This window comes from Enterobacter cloacae complex sp. IR5402, assembly GCF_049238125.1.
GTDB lineage: Bacteria > Pseudomonadota > Gammaproteobacteria > Enterobacterales > Enterobacteriaceae > Enterobacter > Enterobacter hormaechei_C.
The window spans coordinates 18,556-43,563 of sequence record NZ_JBMKHO010000007.1 but is presented as its reverse complement, the minus strand read 5'-3'; the positions used below and the strand labels follow the sequence as shown (position 1 = coordinate 43,563).

At 56.3% G+C, this 25,008-nt stretch carries 22 protein-coding genes and 5 tRNA genes; 19 read left to right on the top strand and 8 right to left on the bottom strand.

Going from position 1 to position 25,008, the window contains the following annotated elements:
- Positions 1–40: 40 nt before the first annotated feature.
- The 19 genes from mltB to ACOTXL_RS13415 all read left to right on the top strand — a co-directional run bounded on the left by mltB (position 41) and on the right by ACOTXL_RS13415 (position 14,639).
- Positions 41–1,141, top strand: a complete 1,101-nt coding sequence (gene mltB / locus ACOTXL_RS13505) for a lytic murein transglycosylase B (RefSeq protein ID WP_057979986.1) — start codon at positions 41–43, stop codon at positions 1,139–1,141.
- A 266-nt stretch (positions 1,142–1,407) separates the two neighbouring features.
- On the top strand, positions 1,408–2,061 hold the full coding sequence (locus ACOTXL_RS13500) for a metal ABC transporter ATP-binding protein (RefSeq protein ID WP_023323655.1): 654 nt from the start codon (positions 1,408–1,410) through the stop codon (positions 2,059–2,061).
- Complete coding sequence (locus ACOTXL_RS13495) at positions 2,058–2,918, top strand: metal ABC transporter permease (protein ID WP_015571669.1); 861 nt, start codon at positions 2,058–2,060, stop codon at positions 2,916–2,918. Before ACOTXL_RS13500 ends, ACOTXL_RS13495 begins: the two co-directional genes overlap by 4 nt.
- A gap of 14 nt (positions 2,919–2,932) precedes the next feature.
- Positions 2,933–3,811 carry a metal ABC transporter substrate-binding protein gene (locus ACOTXL_RS13490; RefSeq protein ID WP_045350940.1) on the top strand — a complete coding sequence of 293 codons (879 nt, stop codon included), beginning with the start codon at positions 2,933–2,935 and terminating at the stop codon, positions 3,809–3,811.
- A gap of 130 nt (positions 3,812–3,941) precedes the next feature.
- Positions 3,942–4,439: a nicotinamide-nucleotide amidase gene (gene pncC, locus ACOTXL_RS13485; protein WP_003862172.1), complete on the top strand. Its 498-nt coding sequence runs from the start codon at positions 3,942–3,944 to the stop codon at positions 4,437–4,439.
- 89 nt (positions 4,440–4,528) lie between these two features.
- Positions 4,529–5,587 carry a recombinase RecA gene (gene recA / locus ACOTXL_RS13480; protein ID WP_015571667.1) on the top strand — a complete coding sequence of 353 codons (1,059 nt, stop codon included), beginning with the start codon at positions 4,529–4,531 and terminating at the stop codon, positions 5,585–5,587.
- 68 nt (positions 5,588–5,655) lie between these two features.
- Complete coding sequence (recX, locus tag ACOTXL_RS13475; RefSeq protein WP_017382782.1) at positions 5,656–6,156, top strand: recombination regulator RecX; 501 nt, start codon at positions 5,656–5,658, stop codon at positions 6,154–6,156.
- 131 nt (positions 6,157–6,287) lie between these two features.
- On the top strand, positions 6,288–8,915 hold the full coding sequence (gene alaS / locus ACOTXL_RS13470) for an alanine--tRNA ligase (RefSeq protein ID WP_045350939.1): 2,628 nt from the start codon (positions 6,288–6,290) through the stop codon (positions 8,913–8,915).
- A gap of 241 nt (positions 8,916–9,156) precedes the next feature.
- Positions 9,157–9,342: a carbon storage regulator CsrA gene (gene csrA, locus ACOTXL_RS13465; RefSeq protein WP_000906486.1), complete on the top strand. Its 186-nt coding sequence runs from the start codon at positions 9,157–9,159 to the stop codon at positions 9,340–9,342.
- Positions 9,343–9,684: 342 nt separating this feature from the next.
- Positions 9,685–9,777: transfer RNA gene (locus ACOTXL_RS13460), tRNA-Ser, on the top strand.
- 4 nt (positions 9,778–9,781) lie between these two features.
- Positions 9,782–9,858, top strand: a tRNA-Arg gene (locus ACOTXL_RS13455).
- Positions 9,859–9,922: 64 nt separating this feature from the next.
- A tRNA-Arg gene (locus tag ACOTXL_RS13450) sits at positions 9,923–9,999 on the top strand.
- Between the two features lie 64 nt (positions 10,000–10,063).
- A tRNA-Arg gene (locus ACOTXL_RS13445) sits at positions 10,064–10,140 on the top strand.
- A 65-nt stretch (positions 10,141–10,205) separates the two neighbouring features.
- A tRNA-Arg gene (locus ACOTXL_RS13440) sits at positions 10,206–10,282 on the top strand.
- A 251-nt stretch (positions 10,283–10,533) separates the two neighbouring features.
- Positions 10,534–11,100: a fructose-1-phosphate/6-phosphogluconate phosphatase gene (gene yqaB / locus ACOTXL_RS13435; protein WP_045335677.1), complete on the top strand. Its 567-nt coding sequence runs from the start codon at positions 10,534–10,536 to the stop codon at positions 11,098–11,100.
- A complete protein-coding gene (locus ACOTXL_RS13430) occupies positions 11,097–11,525 on the top strand; it encodes a YqaA family protein (protein WP_017692791.1) in 429 nt (142 codons plus the stop codon). The genes yqaB and ACOTXL_RS13430 overlap by 4 nt, the downstream gene beginning before the upstream one ends.
- 83 nt (positions 11,526–11,608) lie before the next feature.
- Positions 11,609–13,153, top strand: coding sequence for a glutamate--cysteine ligase (gene gshA, locus ACOTXL_RS13425; RefSeq protein ID WP_022649137.1), 1,545 nt, complete (start codon positions 11,609–11,611; stop codon positions 13,151–13,153).
- 152 nt (positions 13,154–13,305) lie between these two features.
- Complete coding sequence (gene luxS, locus ACOTXL_RS13420; RefSeq protein WP_003862180.1) at positions 13,306–13,821, top strand: S-ribosylhomocysteine lyase; 516 nt, start codon at positions 13,306–13,308, stop codon at positions 13,819–13,821.
- A gap of 53 nt (positions 13,822–13,874) precedes the next feature.
- Positions 13,875–14,639, top strand: coding sequence for an AraC family transcriptional regulator (locus ACOTXL_RS13415; RefSeq protein ID WP_003862181.1), 765 nt, complete (start codon positions 13,875–13,877; stop codon positions 14,637–14,639).
- On the opposite strand, the gene leuA is transcribed toward ACOTXL_RS13415, so the two are convergent.
- The 8 genes from leuA to proV form a co-directional block, all read right to left on the bottom strand.
- Positions 14,626–16,281, bottom strand: a complete 1,656-nt coding sequence (gene leuA / locus ACOTXL_RS13410) for a 2-isopropylmalate synthase (RefSeq protein ID WP_045351098.1) — start codon at positions 16,279–16,281, stop codon at positions 14,626–14,628. The genes ACOTXL_RS13415 and leuA overlap by 14 nt on opposite strands.
- Before the next feature lie 166 nt (positions 16,282–16,447).
- Positions 16,448–17,995, bottom strand: a complete 1,548-nt coding sequence (emrB, locus tag ACOTXL_RS13405; RefSeq protein WP_006811709.1) for a multidrug efflux MFS transporter permease subunit EmrB — start codon at positions 17,993–17,995, stop codon at positions 16,448–16,450.
- Positions 17,996–18,011: 16 nt separating this feature from the next.
- Positions 18,012–19,184, bottom strand: coding sequence for a multidrug efflux MFS transporter periplasmic adaptor subunit EmrA (gene emrA / locus ACOTXL_RS13400; protein WP_022651722.1), 1,173 nt, complete (start codon positions 19,182–19,184; stop codon positions 18,012–18,014).
- Between the two features lie 130 nt (positions 19,185–19,314).
- The gene (gene emrR, locus ACOTXL_RS13395) at positions 19,315–19,845 is read right to left on the bottom strand and encodes a multidrug efflux transporter EmrAB transcriptional repressor EmrR (RefSeq protein ID WP_017694792.1); all 531 of its coding nucleotides are present in this window, start codon (positions 19,843–19,845) and stop codon (positions 19,315–19,317) included.
- A 314-nt stretch (positions 19,846–20,159) separates the two neighbouring features.
- Positions 20,160–21,344 carry an MFS transporter gene (locus ACOTXL_RS13390; RefSeq protein ID WP_022651721.1) on the bottom strand — a complete coding sequence of 395 codons (1,185 nt, stop codon included), beginning with the start codon at positions 21,342–21,344 and terminating at the stop codon, positions 20,160–20,162.
- 188 nt (positions 21,345–21,532) lie between these two features.
- Positions 21,533–22,528, bottom strand: a complete 996-nt coding sequence (proX, locus tag ACOTXL_RS13385) for a glycine betaine/L-proline ABC transporter substrate-binding protein ProX (protein WP_017382774.1) — start codon at positions 22,526–22,528, stop codon at positions 21,533–21,535.
- Positions 22,529–22,537: 9 nt separating this feature from the next.
- Positions 22,538–23,602: a glycine betaine/L-proline ABC transporter permease ProW gene (gene proW / locus ACOTXL_RS13380; protein ID WP_015571659.1), complete on the bottom strand. Its 1,065-nt coding sequence runs from the start codon at positions 23,600–23,602 to the stop codon at positions 22,538–22,540.
- Entirely contained in the window at positions 23,595–24,797 is a 1,203-nt protein-coding gene (proV, locus tag ACOTXL_RS13375; protein WP_045351099.1) for a glycine betaine/L-proline ABC transporter ATP-binding protein ProV, read from the bottom strand. Before proV ends, proW begins: the two co-directional genes overlap by 8 nt.
- Positions 24,798–25,008: the final 211 nt, after the last annotated feature.

The following is a 25,008-nucleotide window of genomic DNA, read 5'->3' as shown; positions in this document are numbered from 1 at the left end:
CCATACTGGGTTCTTACCGAACTCGTTAAATGGATGCCACATGTTCAAGCGTCGTTATGCAGCGCTGTTGCCTGCGCTTATTCTCCTGTCCGCCTGTAGTAGCAAACCCAAGACCGAAGCCGTTCAGCCAACGGCGGGCGCGCCTTCCGGAGGATTCCTGCTGGAGCCGCAGCACAATATGATGCAGATGGGAGGCGACTTCGCGAATAACCCTGCGGCCGAACAGTTCATCGATAAAATGGTGAGCAAGCACGGTTTTGATCGCCAGCAGCTGCATGCCATTTTGTCTCAGGCGAAGCGTCTGGACTACGTGCTGCGCCTGATGGACAGGCAGGCGCCGACGGCCCAGGTGCCGACCGGGCCAAACGGGGCGTGGCTGCGTTATCGCAAACAGTTTATTACCCCGGACAACGTGCAAAATGGCGTGGTGTTCTGGAATCAGTATGAAGACGCCCTGAACCGCGCGTGGCAGGTCTATGGCGTGCCGCCGGAGATCATCGTCGGTATTATTGGGGTTGAGACCCGCTGGGGACGCATTATGGGTAAAACCCGCATCCTCGATGCGCTGGCGACGCTCTCCTTCAACTACCCGCGTCGCGCGGAGTATTTCTCTTCCGAGCTGGAAACCTTCCTGCTGATGGCGCGAGACGAACAGGACGATCCGTTAGATCTGAAAGGGTCGTTCGCCGGTGCGATGGGCTACGGCCAGTTTATGCCGTCCTCCTATAAGCAGTACGCGGTAGATTTTAACGGGGATGGTCACATCAACCTGTGGGATCCCGAAGACGCTATTGGCAGCGTGGCCAACTACTTCAAAGCGCATGGCTGGACGCCGGGCGGCCAGGTGGCGGTACAGGCGAACGGCGAAGCGTTTGGTCTGGAAAACGGATTTAAAACCAAATACAGCGTGGCGCAGCTGGCAGCGGCAGGCTTAACGCCGTCTCAGCCGCTGGGCAATGTTGACCAGGTGAGCCTGCTGCGCCTGGATGTCGGAACCGGTTATCAGTACTGGTTCGGGCTGCCGAACTTCTACACCATTACCCGCTACAACCACAGCACGCACTATGCGATGGCGGTGTGGCAGCTGGGGCTGGCGGTGTCTCAGGCGCGTGTGCCAGCAGCGTCACCGTTTAGCCAGTAAGTCCCCTTATGCCTCCCTCTCCCTGTGGGAGAGGGCTGGGGTGAGGGCACCCGCCCGCACCTGTTTCCCGCAGAAACATTTCGCCACACTCCCATTTAACTCCCGCCGTTTACATCTCAATCGCCTTTCATTATTGTTATGTTATAACATTATTGAATTGAGATATCCATGTCCCTGTTTTCTCTCTCATCCTCGCTTCGGCTGCTGCTGGCGCTGGTGCTCATTCTGTTTCTCGGCCTGGCCGTGCGCTGGGCGGTGGCGTTGCCATGATCGTGATGAACGACCTGGTGGCGGGTTACGATCGCCAGCCCGTTACGCGCGCGCTGTCCGGCGTGATTGAACGCGGGAGCATGACCGCCATCGTCGGGGCCAACGGCTGCGGCAAATCCACGCTGCTGAAAACGCTCGCTGGCTTTATTCCGCCCGTCAGCGGTACGTTTCGCTGGCAGGGGAGACGTCCGGTGGTGGGCTGGCTGGCGCAGCGTCACGCGCTGGAGGCGCAATTTCCTCTGACCGTGCAGGACGTGGTGAGCATGGGCTGCTGGCCAGCAATCTCTCTGTTTGCCGGTTTTCGTCGGGATGCCCGCATGCGCATTGCCGGCGCGCTGGAGCGCGTGGGGCTGGAGTCCATGGCGTTCTCCACTATTGATGAACTTTCCGGCGGGCAATTCCAGCGCATGCTGTTTGCCCGCGTTTTAGTGCAGCAGGCACCGCTGGTGATGCTGGACGAACCCTTCACTGGCGTCGATGAAGCGACCTGCAACGTGCTGATGGATCTGATGCTGGAGATGTATATGCAGGGGCAGACTCTGCTGGCGGTACTGCACGACAGCGAACGCGTCTCGCGCCACTTCCCACAAACATTGCGGCTGGACGCTGATACGCCGCACTGGAAAACCGAGCGGGTGAGGGTGGCATGATCTGGCATCTCTTCTTCCAGCCGTTTATTGAGTACGGCTTTATGCGGCGCGCGCTGGTGGTTTGCCTGGCGCTCTCCGTCAGCACCACTGCGCTGGGTGTATTCCTTCAGCTGCGTCGGATGAGCCTGATGGGGGACGCCCTTTCTCACGCCATTTTGCCGGGTGTCGCGGTGGGCTATCTGCTCAGCGGAATGTCGCTGCTGGCAATGACTGTCGGCGGGTTTATTGCCGGTATCGCCGTTGCGCTGGTGGCCGGGCTGGTCAGCCGCCGTACACCTCTTAAAGAAGATGCCAGCTTCGCGGGGTTTTACCTGGGTTCCCTGGCGCTGGGCGTCACGCTGGTGTCGCTGCGCGGTTCAAATGTCGATCTGCTTCATCTTCTGTTTGGCTCCATTCTCGCCGTGGATAGCGCGTCAGCCCTGTTCGTGACGGGGGTCTGCATGTTCACGCTCCTCACGCTGGCGATTTTTTATCGTGGGCTGGTCAGTGAAGCGTTCGATACTGCGTGGTTGCAGGTGAACGCGCGCTGGCTGCCCGGGATGTTACACGGTCTGTTTCTGGCGCTGCTGGTGCTCAACCTGGTGGCCGGTTTTCAGGTACTCGGCACGTTGATGGCCGTCGGGCTGATGATGTTACCCGCCGTGGCGGCACGCTGCTGGGTGCGCACACTGCCAGGGTTACTTTTGATGGCGGGTATCAGCGGTATTTTTTGCGCGTGGCTGGGCTTAAGTCTTTCCTGGGCAGTGAGTCTGCCCGCCGGGCCCTCCATTGTGCTGACCGCCAGCGCATTGTTCTTTATTTCAGTTTTATTTGGCACGCGCAGCAGGCTGGCGGATAGCCTGCGGGCGCTTTTTTAACGCAAGGGGAAACGATGAAACGTACAGGGTTAGCCGTGGCGCTCGCGCTCGGCATGATGACGCACGGCGTAATGGCGAAAACGCTTAATGTGGTGACCAGCTTTTCCATCCTGGGAGACATCACGCAGCAGGTTGGCGGCGATCGTGTGAAGGTGACGACGCTGGTGGGGCCAGACGGTGATCCCCATACTTTCGAACCCTCGCCCAAAGACAGCGCGGCGCTGAGTAAAGCTGACGTGGTGGTGGTCAATGGGCTGGGGCTGGAGGGTTGGCTCGACCGTCTGGTGAAAGCCTCCGGATTCAAAGGCCAGCTGGTAGTTGCTTCAGACGGCGTGAAAACGCACACGCTGGAAGAGGACGGTAAAACCGTGACCGATCCGCACGCGTGGAACAGCGCGGCGAACGGCGCGCTGTATGCGCAAAATATTCTCTCAGGGCTGGTGAAGGCCGATCCTGAAGATACGGCGGCGCTTGAAGCTACCGGTAAACCCTATATTGCGCAGCTCTTTCAGCTGGACGGTTGGGCTAAAAAGCGTTTCAGCGACATTCCACAGGCGAAGCGCAAAGTGCTGACCAGCCACGACGCCTTCGGCTATTTCAGCCGCGCCTACGGCGTGATGTTTATGGCGCCGCAGGGGCTGTCGTCTGAGAGTGAAGCCAGCGCGGCGCAGGTAGCGGAGATCATCAACCAGATTAAAGCTGACGGCGTGAAAACCTGGTTCATGGAAAACCAGCTTGACCCGCGCCTGGTGAAGCAGATTGCGACCGCCACGGGCGCCCAGCCGGGCGGTGAACTTTACCCGGAAGCGCTGCCCGCGAAGGGCGGCGTGGCGGACACCTACGTCAAGGCGTTTCGCCACAATGTGGACACCCTCGCTAACAGCATGAAATAAGCGTCTCTCTGGCCGGTGCGCCCGCATCGGCTTTTTTCTGAAGCCCCCTCGTAAAACCCGACGCGCATCCCCATATTTGATGAGAAAGTGCTATCTTGTGCTGCATGTTTTTCTAAGGCCTGGAGCGAGAATGACTGACCATGAATTGATGCAGCTAAGCGAAGTGGTGGGGCTGGCGCTGAAACAGCGCGGCGCGACTCTCACGACCGCAGAATCCTGCACCGGCGGCTGGGTGGCGAAAGCAATTACCGATATTGCTGGCAGTTCCGCCTGGTTTGAACGCGGCTTTGTGACCTACAGTAACGAGGCTAAAGCGCAGATGATTGGCGTGCGTGAAGCTACGCTTGAGCAGCATGGCGCGGTCAGCGAACCGGTGGTGATCGAGATGGCGATTGGCGCGCTGAAAGAGGCGCGCGCAGATTACGCTATCTCCATCAGCGGTATCGCGGGGCCGGACGGCGGCAGCGACGTGAAGCCTGTCGGCACCGTCTGGTTTGGCTTTGCCACCTCAAAAGGTGAAGGGATCACCCGCCGGGAATGCTTCAGCGGCGATCGCGAAAGCGTGCGTCGTCAGGCAACGGAATACGCGTTAAAAACGCTCTGGCAACAATTTCTACAAAACACTTGATACTGTATGACTATACAGTATAATTGCCTCAACAGAACAGAAGTCCATGGTGAAGCGCAGTTGCTTCTCCCGGCATGACAGGAGTAATAATGGCTATCGACGAAAACAAACAGAAAGCGTTGGCGGCAGCACTGGGCCAGATCGAAAAGCAATTCGGTAAAGGCTCCATCATGCGCCTGGGTGAAGACCGTTCCATGGATGTGGAAACTATCTCCACTGGTTCGCTTTCTCTTGATATCGCACTGGGCGCTGGCGGTTTGCCGATGGGCCGTATCGTAGAAATCTACGGTCCGGAATCCTCGGGTAAAACCACCCTGACGTTGCAGGTTGTTGCGGCGGCACAGCGCGAAGGTAAAACCTGTGCGTTTATCGATGCCGAGCACGCGCTGGACCCGGTCTATGCCCGTAAACTGGGCGTTGATATCGACAACCTGCTGTGCTCCCAGCCGGACACCGGCGAGCAGGCACTGGAAATTTGTGACGCGCTGGCGCGCTCAGGTGCGGTTGATGTGATCATCGTCGACTCCGTTGCGGCGCTGACGCCAAAAGCGGAAATTGAAGGTGAAATCGGTGACTCTCACATGGGCCTCGCGGCACGTATGATGAGCCAGGCGATGCGTAAGCTGGCGGGTAACCTGAAGCAGTCCAATACGCTGCTGATCTTCATCAACCAGATCCGTATGAAAATTGGTGTAATGTTCGGTAACCCGGAAACTACCACCGGCGGTAACGCTCTGAAATTCTACGCTTCTGTCCGTCTGGATATCCGCCGTATCGGCGCGGTGAAAGAGGGGGATAACGTAGTCGGTAGCGAAACCCGCGTGAAGGTTGTGAAGAACAAAATCGCAGCACCGTTCAAACAGGCTGAGTTCCAGATCCTCTACGGCGAAGGTATCAACTTCCTCGGCGAGCTGGTTGACCTGGGCGTGAAAGAGAAGCTGATTGAAAAAGCGGGCGCATGGTACAGCTACAACGGTGACAAGATTGGTCAGGGTAAAGCTAATGCTATCTCCTGGCTGAAAGAGAACCCGGCGGCGGCGAAAGAGATTGAGAAGAAGGTGCGTGAACTCCTGCTGAACAACCAGGACTCTAAACCTGATTTCGTGGTCGACGGCGCGGATGCTGAAGAAACCAACGAAGACTTTTAATCCTCTCGGATAAAAATGAAGGGCTGCTGATGCGGCCCTTTTTGCATTTCTGAATCGACAGGTTTTTTATGAGTGAACCGACATCACGCCGACCAGCCTACTCACGCTTGCTGGATCGGGCCGTGCGTATTCTTGCCGTGCGTGACCATAGCGAACAGGAGCTGCGGCGGAAACTGTCAGCGCCCGTCATGAGCAAAAACGGTCCGGAAGACATTGATGCCACCGCGGAAGATTATGACCGCGTGGTTGCCTGGTGCTACGAGCATCACTATCTGGATGACGGCCGTTTTGCCGCTCGCTTTCTTGCCAGCCGTGGTCGTAAAGGCTATGGGCCAGCGCGTATCCGCCAGGAGCTGAACCAGAAAGGCGTTGCCCGTGAATCGATTGAAAAAGCCATGCGCGAAAGTGAAATTGACTGGTGCGAACTGGCGCGTGAGCAGGCGGTACGAAAGTACGGTGAGCCGCTGCCGCGTGAATTTTCAGAAAAAGTTAAAATCCAGCGCTTTTTGCTCTACCGCGGCTTCCTGATGGAAGATATTCAGGATATCTGGCGTAATTTTACCGATTGAACGCATGCGGGATTTTACTTCCCACTAAAGAAAACTTATCTTATTCCCACTTTTTCCAGTAGCTGGTCCGTCCAACTGTTTACAGATACAGATCTGCTGCGACATTTCGTTAGCTTGATTTCAGGATAATTATGAGCAAGAGCACCGCTGAGATCCGTCAGGCGTTTCTCGATTTTTTCCATAGTAAGGGACACCAGGTTGTTGCCAGCAGCTCCCTGGTACCGAACAATGACCCGACTCTGCTGTTTACCAACGCCGGGATGAACCAGTTCAAGGATGTGTTCCTTGGTCTCGACAAGCGTAATTATTCCCGCGCCACAACCTCACAGCGTTGCGTGCGTGCGGGCGGTAAACACAACGATCTGGAAAACGTCGGTTACACCGCGCGCCACCACACCTTCTTCGAAATGCTGGGTAACTTCAGCTTCGGCGACTACTTCAAACACGACGCCATTCAATACGCGTGGGAACTGCTGACCGGTGAAAACTGGTTCAATCTGCCGAAAGAGCGTCTGTGGGTGACCGTGTATGAGACCGATGACGAAGCGTTCGACATCTGGGAAAAAGAAGTGGGTATCCCTCGCGAACGTATCATCCGTATCGGTGACAACAAAGGCGCGCCTTACGCGTCTGATAACTTCTGGCAGATGGGCGACACCGGCCCTTGCGGTCCGTGCACCGAGATCTTCTACGATCATGGCGACCACATCTGGGGCGGCCCTCCGGGAAGCGCGGAAGAAGATGGCGATCGCTATATTGAGATCTGGAACATCGTCTTCATGCAGTTCAACCGTCAGGCCGACGGCACCATGGAGCCGCTGCCAAAACCGTCCGTAGATACCGGTATGGGCCTTGAGCGTATCGCGGCCGTTCTGCAACACGTTAACTCCAACTATGAGATTGACCTGTTCAGCACCCTGATCAAAGCCGTTGCTGAGGTAACGGGCGCAACCGATCTGAGCAACAAATCACTGCGCGTTATCGCAGACCATATTCGTTCCTGTGCGTTCCTGATTGCTGACGGCGTTATCCCGTCAAATGAAAACCGTGGCTATGTGCTGCGTCGTATCATTCGTCGTGCGATCCGCCATGGCAACATGCTGGGCGCGAAGGACGCCTTCTTCTATAAACTCGTTGGGCCACTGATTGGCGTGATGGGCTCTGCCGGCGACGAGCTGAAACGCCAGCAGGCGCAGGTTGAACAGGTTCTGAAAACCGAAGAAGAGCAGTTTGCCCGTACGCTGGAGCGCGGTCTGGCGCTGCTGGACGACGAGCTGGCGAAACTCAAGGGCGACACGCTGGATGGCGAAACCGCTTTCCGCCTGTACGACACCTACGGCTTCCCGGTTGACCTGACGGCGGACGTTTGCCGCGAGCGCAACATCAAAGTTGACGAAGCAGGCTTTGAAGCCGCAATGGAAGAGCAGCGTCGTCGTGCGCGTGAATCCAGCGGTTTTGGCGCAGACTACAACGCGATGATCCGCGTTGATAGCGCGTCTGAATTTAAAGGCTACGAAGAGCTGGCCCTGACCAGCAACGTAACCGCGCTGTTTGTTGACGGTAAAGCCGTAGACAGCATTAGCGCGGGTCAGGACGCGGTTGTTATCCTGGATAAAACGCCGTTCTATGCGGAATCGGGCGGTCAGGTTGGCGATAAAGGCGAACTGAAAGGCAATGGCTTCAGCTTCAGCGTAAGCGATACCCAGAAATACGGTCAGGCGATTGGTCACCAGGGCAAACTGGTTTCCGGTTCTCTGAAAGTGGGCGAGGGCGTTCAGGCCAACGTTGACGAAGCTCGCCGCGCGCGCATTCGTCTGAACCACTCGGCAACCCACCTGATGCACGCAGCCCTGCGCGAAGTGCTGGGTACGCACGTTGCACAGAAAGGTTCTCTGGTTAATGACAAAGTGCTGCGTTTCGACTTCTCACATTTTGAAGCGATGAAGCCATCTGAAATTCGTGCGGTGGAAGACCTGGTGAATGCCCAGATCCGCCGTAACCTGCCAATCGAAACCCACATCATGGATCTCGAGGCAGCGAAGAAGAAAGGTGCGATGGCGCTGTTTGGCGAGAAATATGACGACCGCGTTCGCGTGCTGAGCATGGGCGACTTCTCTACCGAACTGTGTGGCGGTACTCACGCATCCCGCACCGGTGACATCGGCTTGTTCCGCATCGTTTCCGAGTCGGGGACGGCGGCAGGCGTGCGTCGTATTGAGGCGGTGACCGGGGAAGGCGCAATTGCCAGCCTGCATGCGCAGAGCGACCAGCTACACGAGATCGCGCAGCTGCTGAAAGGCGATAGCCAGAACCTGGGCGAAAAAGTGCGTGTCGCGCTGGATCGTACCCGTCAGCTGGAAAAAGAACTCCAGCAGCTGAAAGAACAGGCTGCGGCGCAGGAGAGCGCAAACCTCTCCAGCAAAGCGGTAGACATTAAGGGCGTCAAACTGCTGGTCAGCGATCTGGCGGGCGTTGAGCCTAAGATGCTGCGTACCATGGTCGACGATCTGAAGAACCAGCTTGGTTCGACGGTTATCGTGCTGGCAACGGTCGCAGAGGGTAAGGTTTCTCTGATTGCGGGCGTCTCTAAGGATGTGACGGATCGTGTCAAAGCAGGGGAACTGATTGGCATGGTCGCCCAGCAGGTGGGTGGCAAAGGTGGCGGTCGTCCGGACATGGCGCAAGCCGGTGGTACGGATGCGGCGGCACTTCCCGCGGCATTAGCCAGCGTTGAAAGCTGGGTAAGCGCGAAACTGTAATAACTACAAAGCACAAGCAGACGCCATAGCGGTAACGTTATGGCGTCTTGCTCACTGCGCTATCGATAACGATAAAGTCAGGTTAAGTTTGTGTATATCGGCTAAACTTACGTTTAACAGAATGTGATGCCGTGACTGCTTACACTTTACGTGTTTGTCATCGCTTACTTTTTGGCGTTATATGATGGATAATGCCGGGATACAAGAGACCCGACTCTTTTAATCTTTCAAGGAGCAAAGAATGCTGATTCTGACTCGTCGAGTTGGTGAGACCCTCATGATTGGGGATGAGGTCACCGTGACAGTTTTAGGGGTAAAGGGTAACCAGGTACGTATTGGTGTTAACGCTCCTAAAGAAGTATCTGTCCACCGTGAAGAGATCTACCAGCGTATCCAGGCTGAAAAATCCCAGCAGTCCAGTTACTGATATTGTCGCGTCTCGCTGTCGGGCGAGACGCAACCCTCCTGTTATTTTTCCTGCATAAAGTTACCGTTCTATTTCAAACGCTTCGTTTTTGACCACTCTCATAACCTTATCTCATCCAAATGACGCGCTTCTCTCAACAGAATTCTGTGAAGATGCCTGCAAAATCCGCTTATAAAACACTCTCTTTGCGGCTTTTACATGCGAATTGCGTGCGAATTGTGCAAACGAAAAAAGCATGTGGAAAATTGTTTGACTTATAAGTCCCAGAAAGTAATATATGCGCCACGCAGCGACGAGAAGCTCTTAACGAGTTGCTCGAAGCACTCGAAAGAGGCGTTGTGTGGTGAGGTGGCCGAGAGGCTGAAGGCGCTCCCCTGCTAAGGGAGTATGCGGTCAAAAGCTGCATCCGGGGTTCGAATCCCCGCCTCACCGCCATTTTGCATCCGTAGCTCAGCTGGATAGAGTACTCGGCTACGAACCGAGCGGTCGGAGGTTCGAATCCTCCCGGATGCACCATCTATTACTTCATATTGCTTTCGAAGTGATATGAATATCGAGCAGTACAGTAGTAAATCCCGATGCATCCGTAGCTCAGCTGGATAGAGTACTCGGCTACGAACCGAGCGGTCGGAGGTTCGAATCCTCCCGGATGCACCATTTTTTACTTCATATTGCTTTTGAAGTGATATGAGTATCGAGAAGTACAGCAGTAAATCCCGATGCATCCGTAGCTCAGCTGGATAGAGTACTCGGCTACGAACCGAGCGGTCGGAGGTTCGAATCCTCCCGGATGCACCATATTTTACTTTGTGTTGCTTTTGAAGCGATACCGAGTATCAGCAGTAACAGTAGTAAATCCCGATGCATCCGTAGCTCAGCTGGATAGAGTACTCGGCTACGAACCGAGCGGTCGGAGGTTCGAATCCTCCCGGATGCACCATATTCTCCTGGATAACAGCGATGCTGTTGTTTTAAGGTATGCGAGTTAATCGCAAGCACCAGGGAGGATAACGTTGCTTTAGCAACGGCCCGCAGGGCGAGGCGTAAGCCGAGTAATCCTCCCGGATGCACCATCTTCTCCCCCCTTTGTTTATTCCTTCGACGTTCCGTCAGCAATCACGCTCTCTGTCAGCGACAAAAATCCCCTTTTACGATAAAGTAATGCTTTGTTAATCGTTTAGCGAGAGCACGATGTACGCACAGTATGACGGTTTGATCTTCGACATGGACGGCACCCTCCTGGATACCGAACCCACGCATCGTCAGGCCTGGACCGAAGTCCTGGGCCGTTACGGTATGCGTTTCGATTTACAGGCGATGATTGCCCTCAACGGATCGCCCACCTGGCGTATCGCACAGGCCGTGATTGAGCTGAATCAGGCCGATCTCGACCCTCACCAGCTCGCGCGTGAAAAAACCGACGCGGTAAAAGCCATGCTGTTAGACACCGTGCAGCCTTTACCACTCATTGACGTCGTCAAGGAGTGGCACGGCCGTCGTCCTATGTCTGTCGGTACGGGCAGCGAGAGCGCGATTGCTGAAGCGCTACTCAATCACCTTGGCCTGCGCCACTATTTTTCTGCCGTCGTTGCCGCCGATCATGTTAAACATCATAAACCCGCACCGGATACCTTCCTGCTCTGTGCAGAATTAATGGGTGTTCCACCTGCAAAATGCGTGGTGTTTGAAGATGCTGATTTTGGTATTCAGGCCGCGCGTGATGCCGGAATGGCGGCGGTGGACGTTCGCTTACTGTGAGTGACGCGCTGTCACTCGCTTCATTATTCGCCAGCAGTTTTTTAAGCTCCACCCTCTTACCGGGGAATTCGGAAGTGGTGCTGGTGGCGATGCTGTTGTCCGGCGTAAGTCAGCCCTGGTTGCTGGTCTTAATAGCAACAATGGGTAATAGCCTTGGAGGGCTGACTAACGTTATTCTTGGACGTTTCTTTCCGCTACGCGAAAAATCTCGCTGGCAGGAAAAGGCAGTGGGCTGGCTAAAACGCTATGGCGCTGCCACGCTGTTATTAAGCTGGATGCCTGTAATAGGCGATTTACTGTGTCTGCTGGCGGGATGGATGCGCATCTCCTGGGGACCGGTGCTCTTTTTTTTGTGCCTTGGCAAGGCGTTACGCTATGTTTTACTGGCATGGGTAACACTACAGGGTATGACGTGGTGGCACTAATTGGTGGAATGAATTCGCGACCTTCAATCGTCAACCATTACAATTATGCTGAGTGACAATTTTTTGACAGGCGGGAGGTCAAATTGATCCCGGACGTATCACAGGCGCTGGCCTGGCTGGAAAATCACCCTCAGGCACTGAAGGGGATTCAGCGTGGGCTTGAGCGCGAAACGCTGCGCGTAAATGCGGATGGTAGCTTAGCGACTACGGGACACCCGAAGGCGTTAGGCTCGGCGCTGACACATAAATGGATCACAACCGATTTCGCCGAAGCGCTGCTGGAGTTCATCACGCCAGTAGACGGTGATATTGATCATATGCTGACGATCATGCGCGACGTGCATCGCTTCACCGCCCGCAACCTCGGCGACGAGCGTATGTGGCCGCTCAGCATGCCGTGCTATATCGAGCAGGGGCAGGATATCGAGCTGGCGCAGTACGGTACCTCGAATATTGGTCGGCTGAAAACGCTGTATCGCGAAGGACTGAAAAACCGCTACGGCGCACTGATGCAGACGATCTCTGGCGTGCACTACAACTTTTCTCTGCCGATGGCGTTCTGGCAGGCGAAGTGCGGTGAAACGGATAAAGAAGCGATCTCCGCGGGCTACTTCCGCCTGATCCGCAACTACTACCGTTTTGGCTGGGTTATTCCGTATCTGTTCGGCGCGTCCCCGGCTATCTGTTCATCGTTCCTGCAAGGGAAACCGACCACGCTACCGTTCGAGAAGACCGAATGTGGCATGTATTACCTGCCATACGCGACCTCCCTGCGCCTGAGCGACCTTGGCTATACCAATAAATCGCAAAGCAATCTCGGAATTACGTTTAACGATCTGCACGAATATGTGGCAGGCTTGAAGCGGGCGATAAAAACCCCGTCGGAAGAGTACGAAAAAATCGGCCTCGAAAAAGACGGCAAACGCCTGCAAATTAACACCAACGTGTTGCAGATTGAAAATGAACTGTATGCGCCGATTCGTCCGAAGCGCGTGACGCGCAGCGGTGAAACGCCGTCGGATGCGCTACAGCGCGGCGGGATCGAATACATTGAAGTGCGCTCGCTGGATATCAACCCGTTCTCACCGATTGGCGTTGACGAGCAGCAGGTTCGTTTCCTTGACCTGTTTATGGTCTGGTGCGTACTGGCGGATGCGCCGGAAATGAGTTCCGACGAACTGCTGTGTACCCGTGCCAACTGGAATCGCGTGATTCTGGAAGGGCGCAAGCCGGGCCTGACGTTAGGTATTGGCTGTGAAACGGCTCAGTTCCCACTGTCTAAGGTAGGGAAGGATCTGTTCCATGACCTGAAGCGCGTAGCCCAGACGCTGGATAGCGTGTACGGCGGCGAAGCTTACCAGAAGGTCTGCGACGAACTGGTTGAAAGCTTTGATAACCCGGAACTGACATTCTCAGCACGTATTCTGCGTTCTATGATTGAGCAGGGAATTGGTGGCACAGGGCGTTCACTCTCAGCGGAGTACCGTGAGATGCTGATGCAGGAGCCGTTAGAGATCCTGAGCGAAGCGGATTTTGTGGCAGAGCGCGATGCGTCCGTTGTGCGTCAGAAAGAGGTCGAAGCGGCGGATACGGAGTCGTTTGAGGCGTTTCTGGCGAAGCAGGCCTGAACCAAAAGAAAAAGGCCACATCGCTGTGGCCAAAATATACATCTCTGAATTCAGGGATGATGATAACAAATGCGCGTCTTTCATATACTCAGACGCGCATTCTGTAGAAGAGTTCAGTTTATTTTAAAAAAAATCACTATCGGAGGTGACGTATGCCGTTATTAGATAGCTTTACTGTCGACCATACCCGTATGGAAGCACCAGCAGTCCGCGTGGCGAAGACCATGAACACGCCGCACGGCGACACGATCACCGTTTTCGACCTGCGCTTCTGCGTGCCGAATAAAGAAGTGATGCCAGAGAAAGGCATTCACACGCTGGAACACCTGTTCGCCGGATTCATGCGCGACCACCTGAACGGCAACGGCGTGGAGATCATCGATATCTCTCCGATGGGCTGCCGCACCGGTTTCTACATGAGCCTGATTGGTCAGCCTGAAGAGAAACGCGTCGCGGATGCGTGGAAAGCGGCGATGGAAGACGTGCTGAAGGTGAAAGAGCAGAACCAGATCCCTGAGCTGAACGTTTACCAGTGCGGCACTTACCAGATGCACTCTCTGGAAGAAGCTCAGGAGATTGCCCGTCATATCATCGAACGTGATGTTCGTGTAAACAGCAACGACGAGCTGGCCCTGCCAAAAGAAAAACTTCAGGAACTGCACATTTAGTATCGTGCCTGTGGATGCCCGGTGGCGCTTCGCTGACCGGGCCTACAATCCTGATGACGACAACCACCACCTTCTCCTTTACCCATCGCCCGCTTGTGCCGTTTTCGCATGATTATGCTCATGGCGACAGCGAGCCGTGGCATCAGCACGACTGCGCGCAGCTCCTGCACAGCCTCACCGGCGTCGTGCGGGTGGATACCGCATCCGGCTGCTGGGTGGTGCCGCCCGGTCGCGGCGTCTGGCTACCTGCGGGTACGCAGCACGCCCTGCGCATCACCGGCAACGTTGCCGCCCGCACGCTGTTTATCGACCCGCTGGCGCGCGCCGATCTCCCGGCGACCTGCCAGATCGTGCAGATCTCGCCCCTGCTGCGCGAGCTGATCCTGACCTCCCTTACGCTTCCTGAATCTTACGCACCCGGAAGCCGCGATGAACGTGTTTATGAGCTGATCCTCGATGAAATTCGTCTCATGCCGGTGCTGCCGTTTCACCTGCCCGAGCCGGAAAGCGAAGCGCTGCGCCATCTCTGCCAGCAGATTCGAATGGCCCCGGGAGAAAGCTGGAGCAGCGCCCAGGCCGCAGGTATTGTGGGGATGAGCGAACGCACGCTGAACCGTCATTTTCAGCAGCAGACAGGCCTGAGCTACGGCGAGTGGGTGAGAAGGGCGCGACTGCTGGAAGCCTTAGTGCGGCTGGCGCAGGGCCAGCCGGTATTACGCGTGGCGCTGGATCTGGGGTATGGCAGCCACAGCGCCTTTACGGCAATGTTTCGCCGGGTAATGGGTCTCTCACCCAGCGATTACTTCAGGAACGACTGACCGCGTTAAAAAGCGCCTGAATCGACGCGCGTGCCACGTCGCTGTCGATGCCCACGCCCCAGCGGCTGGTCCCATCCTGGAACAGGCAGCGGATATAGGCCACCGAGCGGCTGTCGCTGCGTTCGCCTAACGTATGTTCGTGATAATCCTTGATCACAAACGACGCGTTGATCCAGCGGCTTAAGCCGTGAGCGGCGGCGGAGAGCAAACCGTTTCCCTGGCCTTCCAGCTGGCGGGTGCCCCCATGCGTGGCGACGCTTGCCGTCAGCCGCAGCTGGCCGTCCTGCTGGCTGTCGCTGCGGTACGATTGCAGCGCTAATGGCGGGCTCGCCACCAGGCCGTAACGGGCGCGGAACAGCTGCCAGAGCGCATTCTGCGTCATCTCTTTTCCATGGTTATCCGTTTCCTGCTGCACGTGCTGGCTAAAATCCTGTTGCAGGGCGCGAGGCAATTTCAGGCCGTGGTTTTGCTCAATAAGCCAGGCGCTTCCGCTTTTTCCTGACTGGCTGTTCACGCGGATCACCGCTTCATAGGTACAGCCAATATCCTGCGGGTCGACGGGCAGATAGGGCATCTCCCAACGTTCGCCAGGCTTACGGGCATCGAAACCTTTCTTGATGGCATCCTGGTGCGAGCCGGAGAAGGCGGTGTAAGCCAGACGACCCGCCCACGGATGGCGCGGATGGACGGGCAGCTGGTTGCAGGTTTCTGCCGTTTCAACCACCCGATTCATATCGCTGAAATCCAGATTCGGGCTAATGCCCTGGCTGTAGAGGTTCATCGCCAGCGTCACCAGGCAGACGTTGCCCGTGCGCTCACCGTTGCCAAACAGGCAGCCCTCCACGCGGTCAGCCCCGGCCATGACGGCCAGCTCCGCGCTGGCGACGCCCGTTCCGCGATCGTTATGCGGATGTACGCTGATACAGACGTCACTGCGGCGGCTGAAGTGGCGGCAGAAATACTCGATCTGGTCAGCATAGACGTTCGGCGTGCTCACTTCGACGGTAGCGGGCAGGTTGACGATCATCGGACGCGCCGCGCACGGCTGCCAGATCTCCGCCACGGCTTCACAAATCTCCAGCGCAAACTCCGGTTCGGTAAAGCAGAAGGTTTCCGGGGAGTATTCGTACTGCCAGCGGGTGTCAGGGTTCTCTTCACACAGCTGACGAATCAGGCGCGTCGCGCGCGTCGCCAGCTCGACGATTTGCGCTTTCTCCATGCCGAATACCAGACGGCGGAACAGCGGGGCGGTAGCGTTATACAGGTGAACGGTGGCCTGCTTCGCGCCGCGCAGGGAGTCGAAAGTGCGATGGATAAGATCGTCCCGCGCCTGCGTTAACACCTGAATGGTGACGTCATCCGGGATGCGGTTCTCCTCAATCAGCTGACGTACAAAATTAAAGTCCGTCTGCGAGGCGGACGGGAAGGCGACTTCTATTTCTTTAAACCCGCAGGTCAGCAGCAGATCCCAGAATTGCAGCTTGCGCGCGCTGTCCATCGGCTCGGCCAGCGCCTGGTTACCGTCGCGTAAGTCGGTCGAGAGCCAGCGCGGGGCGCAGGTGATAATCTGCTCCGGCCAGCGGCGGTCGGGCAACGAAAGGGTGGGGTAAGGCTGGTATTTGTCGGCGGGTGTGTTCAGCATGGTGCGCTCCTGTTGTCTTTTCACTATCGTGAATCGATTTCAGGCGCGCTGCTTTATCGGAACTGACAATCGCTGTCGCGTTTTGGACAACCGTAGAAGTTGCCCGGTGGCGCTGCGCTTACCGGGCCTACGATCGTAGGCCGGGTAAGGCGTCCTGTAATGAGGGCTAATGCGCCCCACCGCCCCCGCTACCGGCCCCAAACGGTGGTTTGGCAAACCACACCAGCCCCAGCAGGACGATAAAGATCCCCGCCGATATCCAGAAAATCTCGTTTGCCGAGATAATCAGCCCCTGGTTGGTGATCTGCTGGGCAAGCCAGCCGGACGCCTGCTGCTCCGTCATCCCCATCCCCTCAAGCTGGCTATACATCTGCTGAGCGTTAGGGTTGAACGGGTTCACCGCTTCGGTGAGTTGAGCATGGTGCATCGATTCCCGGTTGGTCCACAGCGTGGTGGTGATCGATGTCCCGATGGAGCCCGCCAGCGTACGGGTGAAGTTCGACAGGCTCGATGCCGCCGCCATCCGCTCAGGCGGCAAGCCGGAAAGCGTAATGGTGGTTAGCGGCATGAAGAAGCACGCTACGGCGAAGCCCTGAATAAACTGTGGCCACGCGGAGGCGCCAAAGTCCATTCCCGGTTCAAACGTATACGCGCGCCAGTAGAAGCACACGGCGTACATGATGAAGCTGAACGTCACCAGCCTGCGCATGTCGAGCTTATGGGCGAAACGGCCAATAATCGGCGACAGCAGAACCGGAATTAACCCCACCGGCGCGGAGGCCAGCCCCGCCCAGGTTGCGGTATAGCCGTACACCTCCTGCAACAGCTGCGGCAGCAGAACAATCGCGCCGAAGTAGAGCATATAGGCGAGGCTGATACACAGGCAGCCGATGGTGAAGTTTCGCGATTTAAACAACGAGAGGTCGACTATCGGGTTATCGTCCGTCAGCTCCCAGACAATCAGGAAGCTGATGGCCACCACAGCGACCACCGTCAGCACGATGATTTCCGTAGAGGCGAACCAGTCCAGCTCTTTGCCGCGGTCGAGCATGATTTGCAGGCTGCCGATGCCGACAACCAGCAGTGCCAGCCCGATGCCGTCGATCCGCCGCTGTTCAGTCCGCGTTTCGCGACCACGCAAAGACTGTAGCGTCATCAGTACCACCAGCGCACCGATGGGCACGTTGATGAAGAAGATCCAGCCCCAGTGATAGTTATCGCTGATATAGCCGCCGAGGATTGGCCCGCAAATTGGGGCGACAATCACCGTCATCGACCACAGCGCGAGCGCGATGGAGCGTTTGGCGGGCGGATAGTTGTTCAGCAGCAAACTCTGCGACAGCGGAATCAACGGCCCGGCGACAATCCCCTGGATGACGCGGAAGAAAATCAGCATCGTCAGGCTACTGGACATGCCGCAGGCCCAGGAGGCCAGCACGAACAGGATCGTCGACCAAAGGAACAGCTTCACTTCACCGACGCGCTTCGCCAGCCAGCCGGTGATGGGAATGGAGATGGCGTTCGCCACCCCGAACGAGGTAATGACCCAGGTCCCCTGGCTCAGCGATGAGCCAAGGTTCCCGGCGATCGTAGGGATCGCCACGTTTGCGATGGTGGAGTCCAGCACCTGCATGAATGTCGCCAGCGACAGCGCAATGGTCATAATGACCAGTTGCGCCCCCTCCAGCGGTTTTTGCGGCTTTTGCTGTTGCATAACGCTCACCTTCGGCTTAACCGGCGTTTGCCTTCACGATGTCATCGATCAGCTTATTGACCGGATCGAGGCTAATTTCACGGGCGTTACTTTCATAAGCTGGCGTACTGCGCACCTGGCTTGCGAGGATCTGACCGTCGCGGTTGGCGGTATCGACCGTCACCAGCGTGGAAAGGCCAATTCGCAGCGGATGGTCTGCCAGCTGCTTAGGATCCAGTTCGATACGCACAGGCAAGCGCTGTACCACTTTGATCCAGTTGCCGGTGGCGTTCTGTGCAGGCAGCAGGCTAAACGCGCTGCCGGTCCCCATGTCCAGACCGACCACTTTCCCGGTGTACTTGATGTCATCGCCGTAAATATCGCTGACCACAGTTGCGGTTTGGCCGATACGCATATGCGCCAGCTGGGTCTCTTTGAAGTTCGCATCGACCCACAGATTGTTCGCCGGAACTACCGCCATCAGCGGCGTGGTGGTGCTAATCTGCGCCCCTGGCTGTACGGAACGACGGGAAACGTAGCCGGTCATCGGGCTGACGATTTTGGTACGTTGCAGGGCAAGCCATGCGTTACGCACTTCGGTCGCCGCCTGTTTCACCGCCGGCTGGTTTTCCAGAGAAGTACCCAGCACCATCGCCTGATTAGCGTTGTACTGTTGGATCGCCACGTCCAGCTGCGCCTGTGCGCTGGCCACCGCATCGCGGGCGTGCTGCAACTCTTCACGGCCAATCAGGTTGGCGGTGCCGAGAGGAACACGACGATTGAGGTCGCTCTGCGCCTGAGCCAGCGCCGTTTTCTGCACGTCGATATTGGCCTGAAGCTGCTTGCTGTTGATCATCAGCTGGCGGGTCTGGCGAACGCTGGAGGCCAGAGCCGTCTGTGCTTTTTCAAAAGCCTGTTGGGCGTCGGTTGGATCGAGCGTGACCAGCACATCGCCTTTTTTCACAAAGTCGGTGTTATCAGCCCAGACTTTCGTCACGCTGCCTGACACCTGGGCCATGATTTGAACCTGATTCCCTGCCACGTATGCATCGTCTGTCTCTTCAACATGACGCAAGACTAAAAACCAATAGATCCCATATGCCACGGCAATAATAATAAAGAGCAAGGTCAGCAGAATAAGGGCGCTCTTACGTTTGCCCTTTTTGTTGACCGGTTGCTGCGGGGGGGTGTTCTCCGCATTTGCGCTCATTGTTGTTCTCCACGATCTTTTTATTTTCACATCGGCTGAGCCGACCTGTTGTCAGAAAGGCCAGCAGTTTCACGTGCTGGCCTGTCAGTTTTTCTTTTTAGCAATCTGGAATGTTGAGCGGATCGTCGCGTTAGCGCAGCGCCTCAAGGATGACGCCATCTTCATCCATCTGGTCCAGACGGGTGAGCAGCTTGCGAGTAATATGCTCAAGCTGGTCGCGCTCGGCGGTGCTGAGGGCAGACCAGAGCTGGTGCAGGCAGTTGTGCTGCGGTGGCAGCACTTCGCGCAAGAATTCGTGACCTTTCTCGGTCAGTTGCAGATGCAGGCAGCGGCGATCGTTATCGCTTTCACGGCGTTCAATCCAGCCGCGCTTTTCCAGTTCATCCGCGATACGGGTTGCATTGGTACGGGATGACCCCAGCGCACAGCTCAGTTCCGATGGCTGAATGCTGTGATTTTCCTGAGACTCCAGCGTAATCAACGCCATAAACAACGTCTCGTTAATCCCTTGCGCTTTCAGCATCTTGTTACGATTTTCCAGCAGCTTACCCTGCATGTGCATGCACAGGCGGGTCAGCAGAATTTCCTGATACGGGAAGTCCTCATGACGACTGGCGCGGAACTTAAGCATTTGTTCAATGGGCGTAAACGAACTATCCATTTTGGGCATAACCTCATTAATTACAGCCGATATAGTAACGACAGTGACAAATAATGTAAATGAATTATTTGTGCGGTTATATCCGCCAAACGTATGTCACCATCAGAAAGCGCCGGGTAAATCCGTGACCCGGTGAGCACAGAGAGTGTGGGGTGTGTACCCGCGAAAGAGGGGATGTGAGGACAGGGGTCTGAACTATTCATGCCGGTAGTAAATATGTCACCCACAGTAAAATTTCTGGGATAAATGATTGCTGTTACCTTAACAGATGCAGGCCCCCTTTACACCCCAGGGGACCCAAAGCAATGTAAAACTTAGTGAATTGCTTCCTGACGGTGATAGCCGCGCCACCATACCAGCAGATTTATCGCCGCGACGATGGCGCCGATGGCGCACACTCCCGTCCAGCCCGCATGCTGCCAGGCGGAGGCTGAGATGAGCGAGCCCGCCGCGCCGCCGATAAAGTAGCTGGTCATGTACCCGGCCGTCAGACGGTTACGGGCGTCCGGCTTCACGCGGTAAATCACGGTCTGGTTGGTGATGTGTACGCCCTGCACGGTGAGGTCTAGCACCAGAATACCGACAATCAGCGCCAGCACGGAGACGTGTCCGTACCAGATGGCCGCCCAGGAGAGCAGGAGTAAAACCAGCCCTGCGGAGGTGGTCATATGAGATTTACCTTTATCGGCCAGCCCACCCGCCGGGCGCGCGCCCAGTGCGCCAGCCGCGCCTGCCAGCCCGAACAGGCCAATCACGCCTTCTGAGTAGTTAAACGGTGGCGCGGCGAGCAGAAACGCCATCGACGTCCATAAGATGCTGAAGTTGGCGAAGGTGAGACACCCCAGAATGGCGCGCGTGCGCAGGAGTTTATCCCGGGTGAAAAGGCTGAAAACGGAGGCGAGGAGCTGCGGATAGTTCAGGTGATTTTCCTGCTTCACCTTTGGCAGGCCGCGCCACAGGGCCAGCGCCATGATAAGCATCAGCACGCTCGCCACCCAGTAAACGGTGCGCCAGCCGCCGAGGCTCGCCAGCAGCCCGGCAACGGTTCGCGCCAGCAGGATGCCCAGCAGCAGGCCGCTCATGATAGTACCGACCACTTTGCCGCGTTTTTCCGGGGAAGCCAGCGTCGCGGCGAGGGGAACCAGAATTTGCGCCACCACCGAGAACAGCCCCGTCAGCGCGGTGCCGATAATCATCATCGTTAACGACTGGCTGCTGGCGGTGATCAACATTCCGCCCGCCGCCAGCAGCGTCATGGAGACGATAAGCATCCGGCGCTCAAACATATCGCCTAATGGCACCAGGAACAGCAGCCCGGCCGCATAGCCGAGCTGTGCTGCGGTGACAATAAAGCCGGCGGAGCTGGCTGAAAGATCGAAGGCGCGTGCGATGGTGTCGAGCAGTGGTTGTGCGTAATAGTTGCTGGCGACGGCCAGACCCGTTGCCACGGACATTAAAAGGATGAGTGCGGGGCTAAGCCCTTGAGTTGTTTTTGTCATTAGTTTCAGGAATCGTGAGTTAAGTGATTATTTTTCCGGAAACATAATAACCAATGATGGTGAATGTTGGGGAATTGTTATGTGTGTGTTTGTGCGGTTAAGCCCCTCACCCTAACCCTCTCCCGAAGGGAGAGGGAACGCTAACACCCTCTCCCTTCGGGAGAGGGCTGGGGTGAGGGGAAAGTACTTTACTTCTGCGCCTCAAGCGCCTCTTTCACCCAGCCATCGAACTGCTGCTGGTGGGCTTTGATCCAGCCATCCACGTGGCCTTTGATATCTGCTTCGGATGATTTACCCGCGTGCATCATCGCGTTCTGGGCGTTAATGTCAGCCAGCGGCAGTTTCATCACCGAGAACAGCTTCGCCGCCGCAGGGTTTTTCTCGGCCCAGGCTTTGTTCGCCACGATATGCATGGTATTCACCGGGAAGCCATAGTTCATGCCATTTGGCAGTTTGGTGTCGATATCTTTCTGCTCGCCCGGCAGGGAAGAGAAGGGCACCTGCAACCACACCACGTCTTTGCCCGGCTTCAGCACGTCGCTCACCCAGTACGGCGTCCAGGTGTAGTAGATCACTGGCTTGCCTTCTTTAAAGCGGGCGATGGTGTCGGCCATCATCGCAGAGTAATTGCCGTGGCTCACGTCGACGGTCTTAGCCAGATCGAAGGCTTTGTTCTGGTGGTTAATCACCGCTTCACAGCCCCAGCCCGGCGAGCAGCCCATCATGTCGGCTTTACCGTCACCGTTGGTATCAAAGAGTTTGGCGATCTTCGGATCTTTCAGCTGTTCAATATTGGTGATGTGATACTTATCGGCGGTTTTCTTGTCGATCAAATATCCCTGCGCAGCGCCGGTCACAAAGGTGCCTTCACGGTAGAATTTCTTGTCACCGCCTGCGGCGGCATACATATCGTCGTGCAGCGGCTGCCAGTTCACGGCGGTAAAGGTGGCATCGCCGGAGGCAATAGAGGTATAGCCCACGTTGTAATCCACTTCGCTGGCGGTATTCACCGTATAGCCCAGTTTCTCCAGCGCACGGCTGACAATCTGGGTCTGGAAGGACTCTTCCGAAATGGTGCTCTGCACCGGCTGCACGGTAATGCCTTTGCCCGGCAGGTCAGCGGCAACTGCGCTGGTGGAGACAAGGGTCGCAAACGCTGTGGCAAAAAGTACGTTATGTCGCATCGTTGTTCCTTACTTTGTGAATGGGCGGGTGAGTAACCCGACAGGGCCGGTGGTGTACCAGCGACGGTTGCCGCGACTGCGTGAATCACGACCGACAGCCTGGGTCAGGCGGTCAAGAATGATGGCGAGGATCACAATCCCGACGCCGCCGACGGTCGCCAGCCCCATATCGAGACGGCCAATGCCGCGCAGTACCATCTGACCTAACCCGCCAACGGCAATCATTGAGGCGATCACCACCATCGACAGCGCCAGCATCAGCGTCTGGTTAACACCTGCCATAATGGTCGGCATCGCCAGCGGAAGCTGAACCTTAAACAGCATCTGACGCGGGCTGGCGCCGAACGAGCGCGATGCCTCTATCAGATCCGCAGGCACCTGGTTAATGCCCAGAATGGTCAGACGAATAATTGGCGGAAGGGCGAAGATAATGGTCACGACCACCCCCGGTACGTTACCGATGCCGAACAGCATCACGATAGGCACCAGGTAAACGAACGCTGGCGTGGTCTGCATCGCATCCAGCAGCGGGCGGATAATTTTCGCGGCCCGGGGGCTGCGCGCCAGCCAGATCCCCATCGGCAGGCCGATCACCACGCAGAACAGCAGGGCGGTCAGCACCAGCGCCAGGGTGATCATCGCCTGAGACCACGCGCCAATCGCGCCGATGGCAATCAGGGAGATCAGCGTGGCGATCCCCATACCCGCGCTGCCGAACTGCCATGCGATCAGCGAGAACAGGATAATCGCCACCGGCGCGGGCATGCCCAGCATCAGCTGCTGGAAGCCGTTCAGGATGTAATCCACCGGGATGCGGATCCCCTGGAACACCGGACGGAAGTGGGTAACGACCCAGTCGATCCCCTCCGTTACCCAGCTATCCAGCGGGATCAGCGTCTTGTGGAACGGATCCATAATATTGAAATGCTCTGGGGCAGGCGCCGGTGCGCTGTTGAGCCAGTCTGCCGCGCCGCCGCCATCGGCAGGCGCAGGCGTCGAACCCCACGCATCGGCAGATTGCGCCGCGCTGTCCGCTGCTTCAGTGGTGCCCCATGGGTTTGATTGATCAGCCATTGTTTGTCCCCTCGCGATCTAAAGCCTGTAGCAGCATCCGTTTTGAGATGATGCCAACGTACTGTTGTTCTTCACCGACGACCGGCACGGCGCACGGCGCCTGACCCACGTGAGAGAGCAACTCGCTGAGCGGCGTTTCGGCGTCCACGGCAAGCGGAGCGTCAATCAACGCCGCATCGATTCCCTGGTTTTCGCTCAGGGCGGTTTTCAGGGAGTCGATGGAGACAACGCCGACAAATTTATTGCCGCGTTCAACCAGATAACCGTATTCACGGTCTTCGTCCTGCAACAGCTTCAGCGCGGAGCGCGGACCAAAACCTGGCGTTTTTCGAATAATGCCGTTTGGTGTTCGACGGGCAATATCTTTCGCACTGAATACGTGGCTAATATCCACGCCGCGGAAGAAGGTGCGCACATAATCATTCGCCGGATTATTGAGAATTTCATCCGGTGTGCCGACCTGCACCACTTCACCATTTTGCATAATGGCGATACGGTCACCAATACGCATGGCTTCATCCAAATCGTGAGAAATAAAAACAATGGTGCGCTGATGTTTGGCCTGTAATTTTACCAGTTCATCCTGCATCTCGGTGCGAATTAAGGGATCGAGCGCCGAGAAGGCTTCGTCCATTAATAAAATGTCCGGATTAATCGCTAATGCGCGCGCTAATCCCACACGCTGACGCATACCGCCGGAGAGTTCATCCGGATACGCATGAGCATAATTTTCCAGCCCGACCTGACGCAGTGCATCAAGGGCTTTTTCCTGACGTTCCTGAGCGGGGATACCGGCTAACTCCATGCCAAAGGCGGTATTATCGAGTACCGTCATGTGCGGCATCAGTGCAAATGACTGAAACACCATCGCAATTTTCTTTCTGCGCACCTCGCGGAGTTCCGCGTCTGTTATTCTGGCGATATCAACGCCGTCAATCAGCACCTGTCCGCGGGTGGGTTCAATCAGGCGATTGAGAAGGCGAACCATAGTGGATTTACCCGAACCGGATAATCCCATGATGACAAAAATCTCGCCTTCTTCAATGGCCAGACTGGCGTCTTTAACGCCAAGCGATAGCCCGGTTTTTTCCAGAATTTGCTCTTTCGAAAGGCCTTTCTCAATATATTTGAAAGCACGCTGCGGGTGCTCGCCAAATACTTTATAAAGATTTTTCACTTCTAATTTAATTGCCATGCAATAGAGAGTGTCCTGTTATTTGTTTATGTCGATATGATTACCATGGTAAATAGTTAACTGGCATTACCCTAACATACTCAGAATCTGAGACAACCCTGGGCCAGCCGAAGGCCAGAATTTTGCCGCAAGCGAAACGGCTGAATTTCCCATGAATAAAGGGCTGAGGGCGGTTTGAATTTTTCTCAATTTTTTGCTGCTGCATGGGGAA